Origin of the sequence: Mycobacterium lacus (genome assembly GCF_010731535.1) — a bacterium.
GTDB lineage: Bacteria > Actinomycetota > Actinomycetes > Mycobacteriales > Mycobacteriaceae > Mycobacterium > Mycobacterium lacus.
Map to the genome: position 1 here is coordinate 3,517,029 of NZ_AP022581.1, position 17,772 is coordinate 3,534,800.

Here is a 17,772-nt window from a genome sequence, read left to right on the forward strand (position 1 = left end):
GCCTATCGACGGTAGCGTCAACGTCGCAAACGCAAGAGGCAACGCCGTGGCCGGAGCACCGATCGAGCAGACAATCTTGTGAACCGGTGGCGGAGCACGAGGTGAGGATGATTCCGGCTACCAGCGTAGTGAAACGAACGTGGCTGCTGCTGGCCGTCGTCGCGGTGGCCATCGTCGCGGGGCTCGTTATCTATCGGCTCCATGGCATCTTCGGCGTTCACCAGCGCCCGTCCGTCAGGGTCGCGGCCGATACCGATGTCCCGCAGTTCGACCCTAAGCGCGTGACCTATGAAGTCTTTGGCCCCGCCCCGGTCGCAAAGATCGCCTACTTGGACCCCGACGCCCACGTGCGCCAACTGAGCAACGTGCCCCTCCCGTGGTCCGAAACGGTCACGACGCAGCTACCCGCGGTCAGTGTCAACCTTATGGCGCAGAGTACCGGCGACGTGATCACCTGCCGGATCATCGTGAATGGCGTCGTCAAGGACGAACGGTCTGAGACCGGACTGAAAGCCCTGACCTTCTGCCAGGTGTCGTCCGCATGAGCGAGAGACACCCCGGACCGGCATCGGGTCCGCCTCTTCTGCCGCGGCTGATCCGCCGGTTCGCGGTGCCGATCATCCTGTTCTGGCTGGGCCTCACCGCCGTCGTCAATATCGCCGTACCACAGTTGGAAATGGTCGGAAAGGCGCATTCGGTATCGATGAGCCCCGGCGACGCCGAGTCGATTCAGGCGATAAAACGCGTTGGCCAAGTTTTCCATGAGTTCGATTCCGATACCGCGGTGACCATTGTGCTGGAGGGCGACAAGCCACTCGGCGACGAGGCGCACCGATTCTATGGCGAGTTGATGAAGAAACTTTCCGCTGATACCCGGCATGTCGAGCACGTCCAGGACTTCTGGGGGGACCCGTTGACGGCGGCGGGATCGCAAAGCGCGGATGACAAAGCCGCCTACGTCGTGGTGTATGTCGTCGGCAAGAATGAAACCTCGGCAAACAACTCGGTCGACGCGGTGCGGCATATCGTGGAAACCACGCCGCCACCGCGCGGAATCAAGGCCTATGTCACCGGCCCATCGGCGCTAAACGCCGATCAGTCCGAGGCCGGCGACAAAAGTATCGCTAAGGTCACCGCGATCACGAGCGTGGTGATCGCATTGATGTTGCTCACCATCTACCGCTCCATAATTACGATGGTTCTCGTCCTGATCGTGGTCGGAATTGACCTGGGGGCAATCCGAGGAGTCGTCGCCTTTCTCTCCTACTGCAATGTTTTCAATCTTTCGACATTCGCGGTCAATCTGCTCACACTCATGGCGATTGCGGCGAGCACGGACTACACGATATTCATGCTCGGCCGTTACCACGAAGCACGCTACGCCGGCGAGGATCGGGAAACCGCCTACTACACGATGTTTCACGGGACCGCCCACGTGATCTTGGGCTCCGGCTTGACCATTGCCGGCGCCATGTATTGCCTCAGCTTTGCCCGGCTTCCGTACTTCAATACGCTCGGCCCGCCGTGTGCGATAGGCATGCTTGTCGCGGTCTTCGCCGCGCTCACGCTCGGCCCGGCCGTGCTCGTGGTCGGCACTTTCTTCAAGCTCTTCGACCCCAAGCGAAGGATGAACACTCGGCGGTGGCGTCGAGTGGGAACGGCAATTGTTCGTTGGCCGGGGCCGGTTCTCGCGGCGACATGCGTGGTTGCGTTTATTGGCCTGCTGGCATTACCGAGTTACACGACAACTTACGATCTGCGCAAATTCATGCCCGCCAGCATGCCGTCCAACGTCGGGGACGCGGCCGCGGGCCGGCACTTTTCGCAGGCCCGGCTGAATCCCGAGGTGCTGTTGATCGAGGCCGACCACGATATGCGCACCCCGGTGGACATGTTGGTGTTGGACAAGGTGGCCAAGGGCATCTTTCACAGCCCAGGAATCGCACAGGTCAAAGCGATAACCCGGCCCCTGGGAACGACCATCAAACATACTTCGATACCGTTCATCATCAGCATGCAGGGCGTGTCGAGTACCGAGAACATGCAATTTATGAAGGACCGCTTGGACGACATGCTGATCGAGCGGCAGGCGATGGATGAAGCCATCGCCTCGATGCACCGCATGTATGATCTCATGGGCGAGGTCATTAATACTACTGTCGACATGGATCACCTGACACATGACATGTCGAATATCACCGACGATTTAAGGGATAAGCTGGCGGACTTCGAAGATTTCTTTCGGCCGATTCGCAGCTATTTCTACTGGGAAAAGCATTGTTACGACATCCCGGTCTGCTGGTCGATAAGATCGATATTCGACATGTTCGATAGCGTGGATCAGTTAACTGAAAAACTCGAGCATCTCGTCAAAGATTTGGACGTTCTCATCACACTGCTACCGCAAATGCGGGCGCTGATCCCGGTAATGATATCCACGATGACGACGATGAGGAACATGCTGGTGGTCTGGCACGGCACGCTTCAGTCGTTTTACAAGCAGCAGGAGATGAATAGCAAGGACCCCGGCGCAATGGGCCGGGTCTTTGACGCCGCCCAGATTGACGATTCGTTCTATCTACCACAGTCGGCTTTCGACAATCCGGATTTCAAGCGGGGGCTGAAGATGTTTTTGTCGCCCGACGGCAAGGCCGCCCGCTTTATCATTTCTCTCGAGGGGGATCCCGCGTCGCCCGAGGGAATCGCTCGTGTCAACCCGATCAAGCAGGCGGCAAGGGAGGCCATAAAGGGAACTCCTTTGCAGGGCGCCGCGATCTACCTGGGCGGCACCGCTGCGACGTTCAAGGACATTCGAGAGGGCGCCATATACGATCTGCTGATCGCCGGAGTAGCTGCGATCAGTCTCATTTTGATCATCATGATGATAGTCACCCGAAGTGTGGTTGCCGCCGTAGTCATCGTAGGGACTGTGCTGCTTTCAATGGGCGCCTCTTTCGGGCTTTCCGTGCTCATCTGGCAGGATATTCTCGGCATCGAGCTGTATTGGATGGTGTTGGCGATGTCGGTGATCCTGCTCCTGGCCGTGGGATCCGACTACAATTTGTTGCTGATCTCCCGGCTCAAAGAGGAAATTGGTGCCGGTTTGAATACGGGAATTATCCGTGCGATGGCCGGCACGGGCGGCGTGGTGACGGCTGCCGGCATGGTGTTCGCGGTCACCATGTCCTTGTTTGTGTTCAGCGATCTGCGGATCATTGGCCAGATCGGTACCACCATCGGCTTGGGCCTGCTGTTCGACACGCTGATCGTGCGCTCGTTTATGACGCCGTCCATTGCCGCGTTGCTCGGGCGCTGGTTCTGGTGGCCGCAACGGGTGCGCCCGCGCCCGGCTAGTCAGATGCTTCGGCCCTTCGGGCCCCGCCGTTTGGTGCGCGCCCTGTTGCTCACGCCTGCCGATAAATAACTAGCCGAGCAGTCGTAAAGGCCCCAACATTTTTGGGGCCTTTACGACTGCTCGCGCTCCGCTAACGGCACCCTCAGAGGGTTGCGAGTGCCATCGATGGTTTCGAGCGCGACCGGCCCGAGCATTTCACGCTGCGCTGACGACGATTGACTTCGGCCCGTCTCCCCGACTGAGGCGCGCCCAAGGCCGCAAGGCCCGCGACGACGGCCAGGACCAGCATGACGACAACCGGCCAGCTCGTGGTGTGTATCTGGGCAATTGCGCCGAACCCGGCTCCCAGCACGGCGGATTCGATGGCAACCAACGTCGAGCCGAAACCGATCAGCGTCCCGCGGTGCTGTTCGGGCGCGCTCACACTGATCCACGAGATGGCCGCGGCGAACACAGCCTGCGCGGAAACCGTCGCCAGCGAGAACACCGTGCCGTACGCCCACGTGTGAAACCACTGGCCGCACCACTCAGCCACGATGCTCAGCGCCGCGGCGGCGGCGCTGAGCAGGGCACTGCCCAGCAACATGCCGCGCACCCCGTGCAGGCGATAGACCTTGCGCCACAGCGCCGAACCGATAACCAGTCCGACACTGGAAAGGACCACCAGCACGTGCAACGTGCCGCCCTGGCGCGCGGTGCGCAGGCTATAGAACGTGGTGCCCATGCTGACCGGAAGGAACAATAGGTACGTCACCGCGTATCGGCGAAACCACGGCTGAGACCGGGCGACCGCGAAGCCCTGCCGGTAGGTGTCCCGCAGGCGCATTCGCGTGGTGACCGAAACGGACCGCACTGGGCCGACGAACACCGCCGCGATGGCGGAGGCAGCTAGTCCGGTTGCGCCCAGCCACAGTAGATCGCGGTGATAGGCCACCTCGTCACCGCGCGCGAGCACCGGCACGGCTAGCAGGATGACGCCGGTGGCCAGCACCGACCCGATGGCCCCTTGGGCCAGCAGCAGCTCGCCCCGTCGCGACGCGGAGAGCTTGTTGGAGATCATGTCTGCATAAGCGACACTGGCAACCGCGACGACGACCCCGCCGGCCGCGGACGTCAGCAGAAAAACCGTCCCCATGTGAACACCAGACCAGGGGATTATTGCGAGAAGAAAATACAGTGTCGCCGTGGTCGCCGCCGACGCCGCCAGCAGCAGGTGGCGCAGTCGCCCCACTCGCTGCAGGATCGCCGGCGACGCCGAATTTCCCACGATACTGCCGATGCTGTACGCGGGAAATAGCAGCGCGGCCGCCCAGGCAATCCGCTCGTGTGCGCAGATGAATGGCAGCACCACGGCACCATTGCTCAGCTGCGTCCCCGCGGTGTACAACGTGCCCTGGGTAAGCAGTTGCCCGAACGGTTGTTTTCGCGCCGCGGCTTCGGGCTCTAGCGATACCGGCATGATTGACGACAATATGGACGCTGAGCGGCCAAAACAATCCTCCGATCAAATTTCATGAGCGGAATCTTTTGTCCCCCGATCGTGGGAACGCCTGGTGCCGGGGTAGGTTAGCTGATCGACCTCGACGCCTCATTGGTTTCCGCCAAGGACAATTTGCCGCCCGGCGGCCCAACCGCAGCCTGGCGGCGGCCCAGCCGGAATGTTGACCGGCCCACGCCGCTGTGGCAGCCTCATCGGGATGACTGAAGCCCTATACGAGGACGCCGGGCTGACGCTCGACGAGCACGGCATCACCATCCGCCGCTACTACTTCCCGTTGGCCGGCCACAAGCGGATCGCCTACACGGACATCCGCGGCGTCAAGGCTCAGCCGATGAACTGGCTGTCCGGCAAGGGCCGCTTCTGGGGGACATCCGACCCGCGTTACTGGTTCCCGCTGGACTTCCGACGGGGCAGCAAAAAGGCCCTGCTAATCCTCGACGTGGACGCCCGAGTGAAGCCGTGCATCACTCCCGAGGATCCCGACCGCGTCGCCGAGTTGCTGAGCACCCGGGTACCGGTCAGCTGAGGGGTCTGTCGCAGCGCGGACTCCGGGTCGGCCTCACCGCGGCCAGCGTCGGCGTCATCTACGGATACGACCTGTCGATCATCGCGGGCGCGCTGCTATTCATCACCGAGGAGTTCGGCCTCACCACGCGGCAGCAGGAACTGCTCACCACGATGGTGGTGATCGGCCAGATCGCCGGGGCATCGGGCGGCGGTGTCCTCGCCAACGCGATCGGGCGAAAAAGGTCGATGGTGGCGATCACCGCCGGCTACGCGATATTCGCCGTGCTGGACGCGGTCTCCGTCTCGCTGCCGATGCTGCTGGTGGCGCGCCTGCTACTGGGTGTGACCATCGGCGTGTCGGTGGTGGTGGCCCCGGTGTACGTCGCGGAATTGGCACCGGCGGCAGTGCGCGGATCGTTGGTGGCCGCTTATCAAGTGGCGACGGTCAGCGGCATCATCCTCGGCTACCTGACCGGTTATCTGCTCGCCGATACGCACAGCTGGCGGTGGATGCTCGGGCTGGCCGCCGTGCCCGCGACGCTACTGGCGCTGTTGCTGATTCGCATGCCGGATACCGCTAGATGGTACCTGCTCAAGGGTCGGGACGCCGACGCCCGCCGGGCCGTGTTGCGAGTCGAGCCCGACGCCGACGCGCAACAGCAGCTGGACGAGATCGCCCGCGCCCTGCGCGAGGGCGCAAGCCCCTTCAAGAGCAGTCTGTCCGCGATGCTGCGGCGTCCGTACCTGCGAGCCACCATCTTTGTGATCGCACTCGGTGTTCTCGTCCAGATCACCGGCATCAACGGGATCATCTATTACAGCCCCCGGCTGTTCGAAGCCATGGGCTTTCAGGGCAACTTCGCGCTGCTGGCTCTGCCGGCAATGGTGCAGGTCGCCGGATTGGCCGCGGTGTGCACCTCGCTGGTTCTTGTCGACCGGCTGGGCCGACGCCCAATCCTGTTGTCCGGCATAGCCATGATGATGGCCGCCGACGCCGTGCTGATCGCCGTTTTCGCCCATGGTTTCGGCCTGATATTCGGGTTTGTCGGCGTGTTGCTGTTCATCGTCGGCTTCAACTTGGGGTTCGGCTCGCTGGTATGGGTATACGCCGGCGAAGCCTTCCCGACCCACCTGCGGTCGCTGGGGTCGAGCACGATGCTTACCTTCAACCTGACGGCCAACGCGCTCGTTGCCGGCTTCTTCCTCACGATGCTGCATTGGCTCGGCGGCGCCGGCATTTTCGCGGTGTTCGGGACCCTCGCCGTCGCTGCCTTCGTCGTGGTCTACCGGTATGCGCCGGAGACCAAAGGCCGCCAGCTCGAGGAGATCCGGCACTTCTGGGAGAACGGCGGACGCTGGCCCGCCGAGCCCACCGGCGCCACGGAGACCCGGTGACCCTGATCGGTGCGGGCACCGTGGTCATCGACGGCCAGATCTGCCGCCCGGGCTGGGTGCAGACAACCGGTCGACGGATTGTCGACTGCGGGGCCGGCATGCCTGCTGGTCCCGTCGATGTCGCCTTCCCGGATTGCGTTGTGGTGCCCGGGTTTATCGATATGCACGTGCACGGTGGCGGCGGTGCCTCATACACCGAGGGCAACGCCGGGGACGTCGCCCGCGCGGCGGAGTTTCACCTGCGGCACGGCACCACCACCACGCTGGCCAGTCTCGTCACCGCCACACCCGCAGAGATGCTTTCCGCCGTGGGCGCCCTTGCCGAGGAAACGCGGCGCGGCACCGTCGCCGGCATCCACCTGGAGGGGCCGTACCTGAACCCGGCACGGTGCGGCGCACACGACCACACCCGGTTGCGTGCTCCGGATCTCGCCGAGATCGACGCCGTTCTCGCCGCGGCCGATGGCACCGTCCGGATGGTCACGCTGGCCCCCGAGTTGCCCGGCAGCACCGAGGCCATCCGGCGCTTTCTTGACGCGGGTGTGGTTGTGGCCGTGGGACACACGGATGCCAGCTATGAACAAACCCAACGCGCCATCGCCCTGGGCGCGACGGTGGGCACCCATCTGTTCAACGCGATGCCACCGCTGGACCATCGCGTACCCGGACCCGCTCTCGCCTTGCTGGCCGACCCCCGGGTGACCGTCGAGATCATCGCCGACGGCGTGCACGTCCACCCCGCCATGGTGCACGCGGTGATCGAGGCCGCGACCCCCGAACGGGTCGCGGTGGTCACCGACGCGATCGCCGCGGCCGGCTGCGGAGACGGCGCGTTTCGGCTTGGCACGGTGCCTGTGGATGTCGAGTCGGGCGTGGTGCGGGTGCACCAGACGTCGACGATCGCGGGCAGCACCGCCACCATGGATCAGCTCTTCCGGAATGTGGCGGGCTTTCGGCCCGACCCCGACGCGGCGCTGACCGCAGCGGTGCAGGTGACCTCGGCGACGCCGGCCCGCGCCCTCAGGCTCGAGTGCGTCGGCAATCTGCGGGCCGGCTTTGCCGCCAACCTCGTTGTGCTGGACCAGGATCTGGGAGTCGTGGCGGTCATGGCCAACGGCGTCTGGCGGGCTGGCACGACTGACACATAGCATTACCTAGATAACCATCGCCCTATGCAACAGTTGACAAGGGCTTGCGATTCCGTGAGATTGTTATCCCCGGAACGTGCACCGTGGTTGATCAGAGCGTTGGCCGCGCGGGTGCGCGAGACGCGATCAGAAGGGGATCGGTCGTGACGCTGCGAGTGGTTGCTGAAAGTTGGGCGCCGGCCAGAGTGGCGCCGGAGCCGTTGGCCGACGCAGGTGGCCAGGGATGACGGCGCCGATCTGGCTGGCCTCGCCGCCGGAGGTACATTCGGCGCTGCTCGGTTCGGGTCCGGGTCCGGGTTCGCTGCTGTCGGCTGCTGCGGCGTCCGCCGCGCTGAGCGCCACATACGCGTCGGCGGCGGAAGAACTCGCCGCGGTGCTGGCCGGGGTGCAAGCCGGAGCGTGGCAGGGCCCCAGCGCCGAAAGTTATGTGGCCGCGCATGTTCCGTATGTGGGCTGGTTGACGCGGGCCAGTGCCCACAGCGCGGTGCTGGCCGCCCAGCATGAGGCCGCGGCGGCGGCTTATGTCAGCGCACTGGCGGCAATGCCGACACTGGCGGAATTGGCGGCGAACCACGCCACACACGGGGCATTGGTGGCGACGAATTTCTTTGGGATCAACACGATCCCGATCGCGCTCAATGAGGCCGACTACGTGCGGATGTGGATCCAGGCCGCCACCACAATGAGCGTCTACGAGGCCGCCGCGGATGCAGCGCTGGCCTCGGCGCCACAGACCACACCGGCGCCGGTATTGCTCAAAGCCGGTGCTGGCGCGGCCAGCGCCGTCCAGGCCATCCCCGCCACGCTAGGGGACCTCCCGATCATCATTGTGATATTGATCCAGATCATTCTGATCTTGCTTGAGGTGCTGTTTGCAATCGTCGCTTACGCGATCGTCATCACGCTCGTCTTGCCGCTCCTGATCCTCGCCTACGCGATCGTCATAGCGATCCTGGCGATCATCTTCGCTCCCCCGTTCATCGCGATCGCAACGCCGCTCGTGCTGGCCGGCTCGGTGATTGCGGTGCCGACTTCGTTGTCGACTGCCTTGCCGATCGGCGTTGGCCAGTACCTCGCGGACCGGTCGACAGCGGATGCGGAGCCTGTTGACGACGGTTTGAAGACGGCAGACGTGGTTTCTGAAAGTGGTGCCGGCACGTTGGGATTTGCCGGGACCGCCGGCAAGGGGGCCGTCACAAAGCCTTCCGGGTTGACGGTGTTGGCCGGTGACCAACTTCGTGTTGGTCCACGGATGCCAATGCTGCCGGCCACGTGGGAGTCGAATGTGCTTGGGGCCGTGGGATAACGGTGAAGTTGCAAAGGCAAGTCGAGAGAATCCTCAGCACGGCAGCGGCGTTTCAGGACCAGTTCGTGCAGACATTGAACGCGGGCGCGGGGTGGTGTCGGGGCACCGAGCTTGCGAACGCCGAGCAGAGTCTGCCGAACGCGTCGCTGTTGGGCACTCCCGGTGCACCCGGCTGATACCGGCCATGGCGATTGGCCGGCCGGCGAACGCTACCGCCCCAGCTAGCGACTGCGCCCATGGAGGCGAGCGAACCGCGAAACCGCCAGCGCGCCAATGGCTCCCACGCCCATCGCGGTCAATGCCTGCCGCTGGCTCAAGCCCTCGTCCACCTGTATCCGCGGCGCGATGATCGCGGGTGCAGGGGGCTCGACGGACTTGGCCCGGGGATCCTCATCCGATGCCGTCGCGGCCCATGCGCTCGCGAACAGGATGAGCCACGCCGTCACAAACCAGAACACCATCAAGCCCAGCACCGGTCCGAACGCCGCGCCCGCTGGACTGCGCAGGACCGTCACCAGGTAAATCGCCCCCAGCTGCTTGAACAACTCAAACCCGACGGCAGCCATCAACCCGGCCCGCAGCGAGGTGACCCAATCGACCGACTGCCGCGGCAACCGGGCGATCATCCAGGTGAATAGCAGCCAGGACACCAGCACCGAAACCAACACTGAAACGCCTCGGAAAATCGGGTCAAGCACTGAAAACTGAGGTATTTCGAGCCATCTCAGCACCGCGGCCATCGGTCTCGCATGGGCGAGCGCGGTGAGCGCGATGGTGGCGGCGATCACCGCGAACGTCCCCACCATTGCCACCAGGTCCGACAGTTTGGTGCGCACATAGCCCGTCGGGGCGACCGGGTGTGCCCACATCTCGCTCAGCGCTTCCCGCAAATGCCACATCCAGCCCAGGCCCGCCCAGATCGCGGTGACCATCCCGATGGCGCCGACCGAAATGCGGGCCGCGATCGCCGAATTCACCACGTCGACCAACTGCTGCCCCAGCTCGGCGGATACCGAGGACCGGATGCGTGCGTCGATCGTGCTCAGTAGCTGTGGACGACGCGACAGCGCGATTCCGCCCACTGCGAAACCGACCATCAGCAACGGAAATAGCGCGAAGATCGTGTGGTAGGCGAGGCCCGCCGCGTAGAAACTGCCTTTCCGCTCACCGAAGCGCGCGAAGGCGCGCATGACGTGGTCGAACCAGCCGTGCTCGGCCCGCAGCTCATCAAGGACCCCTGGTGTGTCCGGTTTGCTCATGGGTAATGGCTACCCGCGCACCGGAAGGAAGCCCAGCCGGGCGTAGACCCGCCGCAGTGTCTCGCCGGCCACGTCTTGGGCGCGCCGCGCTCCGGCGGCGAGAACATCCTCCAATTCGGCTGGATCACAGGTTAATTCCTCGACGCGTGCCCTGATCGGGTTGACGTACTCGACGACGGCTTCCGCGGTGTCCTTCTTCAGGTCGCCGTAGCCGTGCCCGGCATAGCCCTCGACGAGCTTGTCGATGTCGATCCCGGTGACCGCCGACTGGATGGTCAGCAGGTTCGATACACCGGGCTTGGCGTCCGGGTCATACCGGATTTCACGTTCACTGTCGGTCACCGCCGAGCGAATCTTCTTGGCTGACAACGCCGGATCGTCGAGCAGGTTGATCAGCCCGGCATCGGTGGAGGCCGACTTGCTCATCTTCGACGTCGGGTCTTGCAGGTCGTAGATCTTGGCGGTGACCTTGGGAATGAGCACGTCGGGAACCACCAGCGTGCCGGGGAACCGGCTGTTGAACCGCTGCGCGACGTCGCGCGCCAGTTCCAGGTGCTGCCGCTGATCCTCGCCCACCGGCACCAGCTCGGCGTCGTAGGCCAGCACGTCGGCCGCCTGCAACACCGGGTAAGTGAACAGGCCAACAGTGGTGGACTCGCTGCCCTGACGTGTCGACTTGTCTTTGAACTGCGTCATCCGGGACGCCTGGCCAAACCCGGTGAAGCAGCCCAGCACCCACGCCAATTGCGTGTGGGCGGGCACGTGGCTCTGCACAAAGATGGCGGCACGAGCGGGATCGATGCCCAGCGCCAGGTATTGCGCGGCGGTGACCAGGGTACGTCGCCGAAGAGCCTCGGGATCCTGCGGGATGGTGATCGCGTGCAGGTCGACCACGCAGAAGAACGCGTCGTGGTCATTCTGCAGGTCGACCCACTGGGCAACGGCACCCAGCGTGTTACCGAGGTGAAGCGAGTCGGAGGTGGGCTGCACGCCGGAAAAGATCCGGCGGGATCCGGTAGCGGTGCTCATGATGCCCCGATCATTTCACGCTGGCACCGGCATGCATGCACCATCACCCTGGGCCTGGCTTGCGCGCGAGTGCAGCATCCAATGCAGTTTGTGGAAACGGACTCCGCGGTCGTCTCGATGTCGCGTTCACTCCCCCTACGCGCCCCAGCTCTGGTGATGGGAGGGCCACGATGTCGTGTGTGATGGCGGCGCGGCGCACGCTGTTGGCGGCGGCGACGGATTTGGCCGGAATCGGCTTGGCGATCAGCGCGGCCACTTCGGCCTGGGCGGCCCCGACGACCGGAGTGCTGCCCGCGGCGACCGATGAACCGGAGCCATGTCCCTGGTTAGCGTCAGCCATCCCGTGTGTCGCGGGGCCGAACCCGGCAACGGAGTGGCATGCTTGCGATACCCGCGGTACCGCTTTTAGTGTCGGCGCTATGATGACGCCTCGCCCACCGATCCACCTTGGCTCCGGAGAGCCGGTCCTGCTGCTGCACCCGTTCCTGCTGTCCCAGGCGGTGTGGGAGAACGTGGCCCGGCAATTGGCCGACACCGGCCGGTACGAGGTGTTCGCGCCGACGATGGCCGGCCACAACGGCGGGCCGTCCGCGGGCACCTGGTTTCTGTCCTCCGCGGTGCTGGCCGACCACGTCGAACGCCAACTCGACGAGCTGGGCTGGAAAACCGCGCACATCGTCGGTAACTCGCTGGGCGGCTGGGTCGCATTCGAGCTCGAGCGGCGGGGGCGGGCACGCAGCGTCACCGGCATCGCCCCGGCGGGCGGCTGGCATCGATGGAGCCCGGCCAAGTTCGAGGTGATCGCCAAGTTCGTCCTGGGCATTCCGCTCATGGCGCTGGCTTGGTTGTTCGGGCCGCGGGTGTTGCGCCTGCCGTTCAGCCGCCGGCTAGCCACCTACGCGATCAGCGCATCACCAGATGGGGTCAGCGACGCCGAACTGCTCGGCATCATCGACGACGTCGCCCACTGCCCCGCCTACTTCCAGCTGCTGGTCAAGGCGCTGCTGTTGCACGGCCTGCGGGAGCTCGCGCAGAACGCCGTGCCGGCGCATCTGGTGATCTGCGGCAGGGACCGAATAATCCCCGCACCCCGGTTCAGCCGGCATTTCACCACCCACTTGCCGGACGACCATCGCGTCACCGTGCTCGACGATGTGGGCCACGTTCCGATGTACGAGGCGCCGGAACGCATCACCGAGGTCATCACCAGTTTCATCGAAGAATGCTGCCCGGCGCAGCGCGCCGTCGAACCACCGGCGAGTTAGCTCACGCGCGAGCAGACGCAAAGGCCCCCGAAAATGTGCATTTTCGGGGGCCTTTGCGTCTGCTCGGCTAGGTCAGCTCCCTTTCCAGGTTCTCGGCGATCGATTCGAGGAATTCCTCGCTGTTCTGCCACTCCTGCTCGGGACCGATGAGGATGGCGAGGTCCTTGGTCATTTTTCCGCTCTCGACGGTGGCGATGACGACGGACTCCAGCGTGTGGGCGAAGTCGATCACCTCCGGGGTGTTGTCCAGCTTGCCGCGGTGCGCCAGGCCGCGGGTCCACGCGAAGATCGAGGCGATCGGGTTCGTCGAGGTCGGTTTGCCGGCCTGGTACTGCCGGAAGTGCCGGGTGACCGTGCCGTGCGCGGCTTCGGCCTCGACCGTGCGCCCGTCGGCCGTCATCAGCACCGACGTCATCAACCCCAGCGAGCCGTAGCCCTGTGCGACGGTATCGGACTGGACGTCGCCGTCGTAGTTCTTGCAGGCCCAGACGTAGCCGCCCTCCCACTTCAGGCACGCGGCGACCATGTCGTCGATCAGCCGATGCTCGTAGGTCAGCCCGGCGGCTTCGAACTCATCCTTGAACTCCTCTTCGTAGATGCGCTGGAACTCGTCTTTGAACATGCCGTCGTAGGCCTTGAGGATGGTGTTCTTGGTCGACAGGTACACCGGCCATTTCGCGTTCAGGCCATAGGAGAACGACGCGCGCGCGAAATCCTGGATGGATTCCTTGAAGTTGTACATCCCCATCACGACACCGCCGTCCTCGGGGATGGACACCATCTCGTGCACGATCGGCTCGCTGCCGTCGGATGGAGTGAAAGTCAGTGTGACGGTGCCCGGTTGGTCGACCTTGAAGTTCGTCGCCCGGTACTGGTCACCAAAAGCGTGGCGGCCGATGACGATTGGCTTGGTCCAGCCCGGAACCAGCCGCGGCACATTGGAAATTACGATCGGCTCGCGGAAAATCGTGCCGCCCAGGATGTTTCGGATCGTGCCGTTGGGCGACAGCCACATCCTCTTCAGGTTGAATTCCTGGACGCGCGCTTCGTCCGGGGTGATCGTCGCGCACTTCACGCCAACGCCGTGCCTCTTGATGGCATAGGCGGCGTCGATCGTTACCTGGTCGTCGGTGCGGTCGCGGTTCTCGATGCCCAGGTCGTAGTACTCCAGGTTGATGTCGAGGTAAGGAAGGATAAACATGTCCTTGATGAGCTTCCAGATGACGCGGGTCATCTCGTCACCGTCGAGCTCTACGACCGGGCCCATGACTTTGATCTTGGGTTCATTGGACATCTGCGCGGCAGTCCCTCCAGGTCCTTCGTTGCTCGTGAGGCCAGAGTACTAGGAGCCTTCAGCGGGCAAATTGGCATCGACTGGCCACCATGCGATAGGCTGCAGGTCGGTCATGAGCGCCAGCGTTCAAGCCCCGGCTTGCTGGCCGGCAACCCTCCAACCGCGGTGGGGTGCCCCGGGTGATGACCAGGTTGAGTAGCCGCAGCCGGCTACGCGGCAAGCGCGGGTCCGCCATGACGGGCCCCCTGAGCTGACAGGGATACCGTGATGCGCACTTCATCACCCAGATCGGGCTGGCGCTCATTTGTTGTCGCTGGTGTCGCTGCTAGCCGATGGCCGCCCGTTGACGTCGTCAGACGTCATCCATTTCGAGCCCATATTCGAGCAGAAAGCACCTCATGAGCGCCGATAGCAGCACCGACAGCGATCCGACCGCGCATTGGTCGTTCGAAACCAAACAAATCCACGCCGGCCAGCGACCGGACCCGACCACGAACGCGCGTGCCCTGCCGATCTATGCGACCACGTCGTACACCTTCGACGACACCGCGCACGCCGCCGCCCTGTTCGGGCTCGAGGTTCCGGGCAACATCTACACCCGGATCGGCAACCCGACGACCGACGTCGTCGAACAGCGCATCGCGGCGCTCGAGGGTGGCGTGGCCGCGCTGTTCCTGTCGTCCGGGCAAGCCGCGGAGACGTTCGCAATCCTGAACCTGGCCGGTGCGGGCGACCATATCGTGTCCAGCCCGCGCCTGTACGGCGGTACCTATAACCTGTTCCACTATTCGCTGGCCAAGATCGGCATCGACGTCAGCTTCATCGACGATCCCGACGATTTGGACTGCTGGCAGGCGGCGGTGCGGCCCAACACGAAGGCGTTCTACGGCGAGACCATCTCCAATCCGCAGATCGACCTGCTGGACACCCCCGGCGTCGCCGAGGTCGCCCACCGCAACGGGATACCGCTGATCGTCGACAACACCATCGCGACGCCCTACCTGATACAGCCGATCGCACAGGGCGCCGACATCGTGGTGCACTCGGCCACCAAATATCTGGGCGGGCACGGCGCCGCGATCGCGGGTGTGATCGTCGACGGCGGCACCTTCGACTGGACACAGGGCCGCTTCCCCGGATTCACCACGCCCGATCCCAGCTACCACGGTGTGGTGTTTGCCGAGCTCGGACCTCCGGCTTTTGCCCTCAAGGCGCGCGTGCAACTGCTGCGTGATTATGGGTCGGCGGCTTCGCCATTCAACGCCTTCCTGGTGGCCCAGGGTCTGGAGACGCTGAGTTTGCGGGTGGAGAGGCATGTGGCCAACGCGCAGCGCGTCGCCGAGTTCTTGGCGGCCCGTGACGACGTGTTGTCGGTCAACTATGCGGGCCTGCCCAGTTCGCCGTGGCACAAACGGGCAAAGAAGTTGGCGCCCAAGGGAACCGGGGCCGTCCTGGCTTTCGAGCTGGCCGGCGGCGTGGAGGCTGGGAAGGCGTTCGTGAACGCGCTGAAGCTGCACAGTCACGTCGCCAACATCGGTGACGTGCGCTCGCTGGTGATCCACCCGGCGTCGACGACCCACGCCCAGCTGAGCCCCGCGGAGCAGCTGTCCACCGGTGTCAGCCCGGGCCTGGTGCGGCTGGCCGTCGGCCTCGAGGGCATCGACGACATCCTGGCCGACCTGGAGCTCGGTTTCGCCGCGGCCCGGGCATACAGCGCCTCCGCACGCCCTGCCGGCGGCGACCCACGGGCCGCGGCGGCGGGGGGGCGGGTTCTGACATGACGATCTCCGAGGTTCCCACCGAGCGGCTGCCCGCCGAAGGCGAGATCGGCATCATCGACATCGGCTCGCTGACGCTGGAAAGCGGCGCGGTGATCGACGACGTGTGTATCGCCGTGCAGCGCTGGGGCGAGTTGTCGCCCGCGCGCGACAACGTGGTGGTGGTGTTGCATGCGCTCACCGGCGACTCGCACATCACCGGACCCGCCGGACCGGGGCACCCCACACCCGGCTGGTGGGACGGCGTGGCCGGGCCGGGCGCGCCGATCGACACCGACCGCTGGTGCGCGGTGGCCACCAACGTGCTGGGCGGTTGCCGTGGGTCCACCGGACCCAGCTCGCTCGCCCGCGACGGAAAGCCCTGGGGCTCAAGGTTTCCGCTGATATCGGTGCGCGACCAAGTGGAGGCGGATATCGCCGCCCTGGCCGCCCTGGGCATCACCGACGTCGCCGCCGTCGTCGGCGGATCCATGGGCGGCGCCCGGGCGCTGGAATGGGTGATCGGTCACCCGGACCGAGTGCGGGCCGGATTGCTGCTTGCGGTCGGCGCACGTGCCACCGCCGACCAAATCGGCACCCAGACAACCCAGATCGCGGCGATCAAGTCCGACCCGAACTGGCAGAACGGCGACTATTACGAGACAGGGCGGGCGCCGGACAACGGCTTGACGACGGCGCGCCGGTTCGCGCACCTGACCTACCGCGGCGAGCTCGAGCTCGACACCCGGTTTGCCAACGACAGACAGGGTAACGAGGATCCGGCGAATGGCGGCCGCTACGCGGTGCAGAGCTATCTGGAACACCAGGGCGAAAAGCTGTTGTCGCGGTTTGACGCCGGCAGCTACGTGATTTTGACCGAGGCGTTGAACAGCCACGACGTCGGCCGCGGCCGCGGCGGGGTCAGCGCGGCGCTGCGCGGGTGCCCGGTACCGGTGGTGGTCGGTGGCATCACCTCCGACCGGCTCTACCCGCTGCGCTTGCAAGAGGAGTTGGCCGAGCTGTTGCCCGGTTGCAGCGGGCTGCGGGTCGTCGAATCCATCTACGGCCACGACGGCTTCCTGGTGGAATCCAAGGCGGTCGGCGACTTGATTCGGGCGACCCTCGAGTTGGCGGATAGCGACGGCGCGCGGTGACCCGCTCGAGGCGTGACCGCTCCCTGTCCTTCGGCTCGGCGGCCGCCGCCTACGAGCGGGGCCGCCCGTCGTATCCGCCGGAGGCAATCGACTGGCTGTTGCCGCAAACGGCGCGCAACGTACTCGACCTGGGCGCGGGCACCGGCAAGCTGACCACCCGGCTGGTCGAACGCGGCCTGGACGTGGTGGCCGTCGACCCCATCCCCGAGATGCTGGAAGTGCTGCGCACCTCGCTGCCGGAAACCCCCGCGCTGCTGGGCACCGCCGAAGAGATTCCGTTGGAGGACAACAGCGTTGACGCGGTGCTGGTCGCCCAGGCGTGGCACTGGGTGGATCCCGCGCGAGCGATTCCCGAGGTGGCCCGCGTGCTGCGGCCGGGCGGGAGGCTGGGCCTGGTGTGGAACACGCGCGACGAACGGCTCGGCTGGGTGCGCGAGTTGGGTCAGATCATCGGCCGCGACGGCGATCCGGTCCGCGACAAGGTGACGCTGCCCGAGCCGTTCACCGAGATGGCGCGCCATCAGGTCGAGTGGACGAATTACCTGACACCGCAAGCCCTCATCGACCTGGTGGCCTCGCGTACGTATTGCATCACGTCGCCGGACGAGGTTCGCACCAAGACGCTCGACCGGGTGCGCGAGTTGCTGGCCACCCATCCCGCGCTGGCGAACGCCAACGGCCTTGCGCTGCCGTACGTTACGGTGTGCGTGCGGGCGACATTGTCTTGATCGGAGTTCGCCGGGTGGCGGGTCGGCGGCGTTGAGGTATCCCACCGGCGTGGAATGGCCGGGGACGGTACTCA

The 17,772-nt window shown here is 64.9% G+C and carries 13 protein-coding genes, 2 pseudogenes and 1 riboswitch; of the genes and pseudogenes, 11 read left to right on the top strand and 4 right to left on the bottom strand.

Translation table 11 applies throughout. The features are described 5' to 3' along the window. Nucleotides 1–107 precede the first annotated feature (107 nt). Both G6N24_RS16135 and G6N24_RS16140 read left to right on the top strand, forming a co-directional pair. Complete coding sequence (locus tag G6N24_RS16135) at nucleotides 108–545, top strand: MmpS family transport accessory protein (protein WP_085162499.1); 438 nt, start codon at nucleotides 108–110, stop codon at nucleotides 543–545. After that, nucleotides 542–3,424 carry an MMPL/RND family transporter gene (locus G6N24_RS16140; protein WP_085162485.1) on the top strand — a complete coding sequence of 961 codons (2,883 nt, stop codon included), beginning with the start codon at nucleotides 542–544 and terminating at the stop codon, nucleotides 3,422–3,424. Before G6N24_RS16135 ends, G6N24_RS16140 begins: the two co-directional genes overlap by 4 nt. Before the next feature lie 73 nt (nucleotides 3,425–3,497). Here the strand turns inward: G6N24_RS16140 and G6N24_RS16145 are convergent, their stop codons facing one another. After that, on the bottom strand, nucleotides 3,498–4,814 hold the full coding sequence (locus G6N24_RS16145; protein ID WP_085162486.1) for a hypothetical protein: 1,317 nt from the start codon (nucleotides 4,812–4,814) through the stop codon (nucleotides 3,498–3,500). Between the two features lie 238 nt (nucleotides 4,815–5,052). Between G6N24_RS16145 and G6N24_RS16150 the strand changes: the two genes are divergently transcribed. From G6N24_RS16150 to G6N24_RS16165, 4 genes are all read left to right on the top strand, one after another. Then, nucleotides 5,053–5,382 carry a PH domain-containing protein gene (locus G6N24_RS16150; protein ID WP_085162487.1) on the top strand — a complete coding sequence of 110 codons (330 nt, stop codon included), beginning with the start codon at nucleotides 5,053–5,055 and terminating at the stop codon, nucleotides 5,380–5,382. Beyond that, nucleotides 5,379–6,758: a sugar porter family MFS transporter gene (locus G6N24_RS16155; RefSeq protein WP_085162500.1), complete on the top strand. Its 1,380-nt coding sequence runs from the start codon at nucleotides 5,379–5,381 to the stop codon at nucleotides 6,756–6,758. The genes G6N24_RS16150 and G6N24_RS16155 overlap by 4 nt, the downstream gene beginning before the upstream one ends. Continuing rightward, nucleotides 6,755–7,906 (top strand): N-acetylglucosamine-6-phosphate deacetylase, encoded by a 1,152-nt coding sequence (gene nagA / locus G6N24_RS16160; RefSeq protein ID WP_085162488.1) that lies wholly within the window; start codon nucleotides 6,755–6,757, stop codon nucleotides 7,904–7,906. The genes G6N24_RS16155 and nagA overlap by 4 nt, the downstream gene beginning before the upstream one ends. 223 nt (nucleotides 7,907–8,129) lie before the next feature. Further along, the gene (locus G6N24_RS16165; protein ID WP_085162489.1) at nucleotides 8,130–9,212 is read left to right on the top strand and encodes a PPE family protein; all 1,083 of its coding nucleotides are present in this window, start codon (nucleotides 8,130–8,132) and stop codon (nucleotides 9,210–9,212) included. A 395-nt stretch (nucleotides 9,213–9,607) separates the two neighbouring features. On the opposite strand, the pseudogene yhjD reads toward G6N24_RS16165, so the two are convergent. Beyond that, a pseudogene (gene yhjD / locus G6N24_RS16170) lies at nucleotides 9,608–10,471 on the bottom strand (inner membrane protein YhjD); the annotation flags it as partial. A gap of 9 nt (nucleotides 10,472–10,480) precedes the next feature. Next, a complete protein-coding gene (gene trpS, locus G6N24_RS16175) occupies nucleotides 10,481–11,500 on the bottom strand; it encodes a tryptophan--tRNA ligase (protein WP_085162491.1) in 1,020 nt (339 codons plus the stop codon). Between the two features lie 182 nt (nucleotides 11,501–11,682). On the opposite strand from trpS, the pseudogene G6N24_RS25900 reads away from it, so the two are divergent. Together G6N24_RS25900 and G6N24_RS16185 are read left to right on the top strand one after the other, a co-directional pair. Continuing rightward, a pseudogene (locus G6N24_RS25900) lies at nucleotides 11,683–11,748 on the top strand (hypothetical protein); the annotation flags it as partial. A 174-nt stretch (nucleotides 11,749–11,922) separates the two neighbouring features. Next, nucleotides 11,923–12,765, top strand: coding sequence for an alpha/beta fold hydrolase (locus G6N24_RS16185; protein ID WP_163745647.1), 843 nt, complete (start codon nucleotides 11,923–11,925; stop codon nucleotides 12,763–12,765). Between the two features lie 67 nt (nucleotides 12,766–12,832). Here G6N24_RS16185 and G6N24_RS16190 read toward each other — a convergent pair whose 3' ends face one another. Next, nucleotides 12,833–14,059 carry an NADP-dependent isocitrate dehydrogenase gene (locus G6N24_RS16190; RefSeq protein ID WP_085162493.1) on the bottom strand — a complete coding sequence of 409 codons (1,227 nt, stop codon included), beginning with the start codon at nucleotides 14,057–14,059 and terminating at the stop codon, nucleotides 12,833–12,835. A 108-nt stretch (nucleotides 14,060–14,167) separates the two neighbouring features. Next, nucleotides 14,168–14,288, top strand: a riboswitch (SAM riboswitch). A gap of 169 nt (nucleotides 14,289–14,457) precedes the next feature. Here G6N24_RS16190 and G6N24_RS16195 point away from each other — a divergent pair. Genes G6N24_RS16195 through G6N24_RS16205 form a run of 3 tightly spaced genes read left to right on the top strand, consistent with a single transcriptional unit; the run spans nucleotide 14,458 to nucleotide 17,698 of the window. Next, nucleotides 14,458–15,840, top strand: coding sequence for a bifunctional o-acetylhomoserine/o-acetylserine sulfhydrylase (locus tag G6N24_RS16195; protein ID WP_085162494.1), 1,383 nt, complete (start codon nucleotides 14,458–14,460; stop codon nucleotides 15,838–15,840). After that, entirely contained in the window at nucleotides 15,837–16,970 is a 1,134-nt protein-coding gene (gene metX / locus G6N24_RS16200; protein ID WP_085162495.1) for a homoserine O-acetyltransferase MetX, read from the top strand. The genes G6N24_RS16195 and metX overlap by 4 nt, the downstream gene beginning before the upstream one ends. Continuing rightward, nucleotides 16,967–17,698: a class I SAM-dependent methyltransferase gene (locus G6N24_RS16205; RefSeq protein WP_085162496.1), complete on the top strand. Its 732-nt coding sequence runs from the start codon at nucleotides 16,967–16,969 to the stop codon at nucleotides 17,696–17,698. The genes metX and G6N24_RS16205 overlap by 4 nt, the downstream gene beginning before the upstream one ends. Nucleotides 17,699–17,772 lie beyond the last annotated feature (74 nt).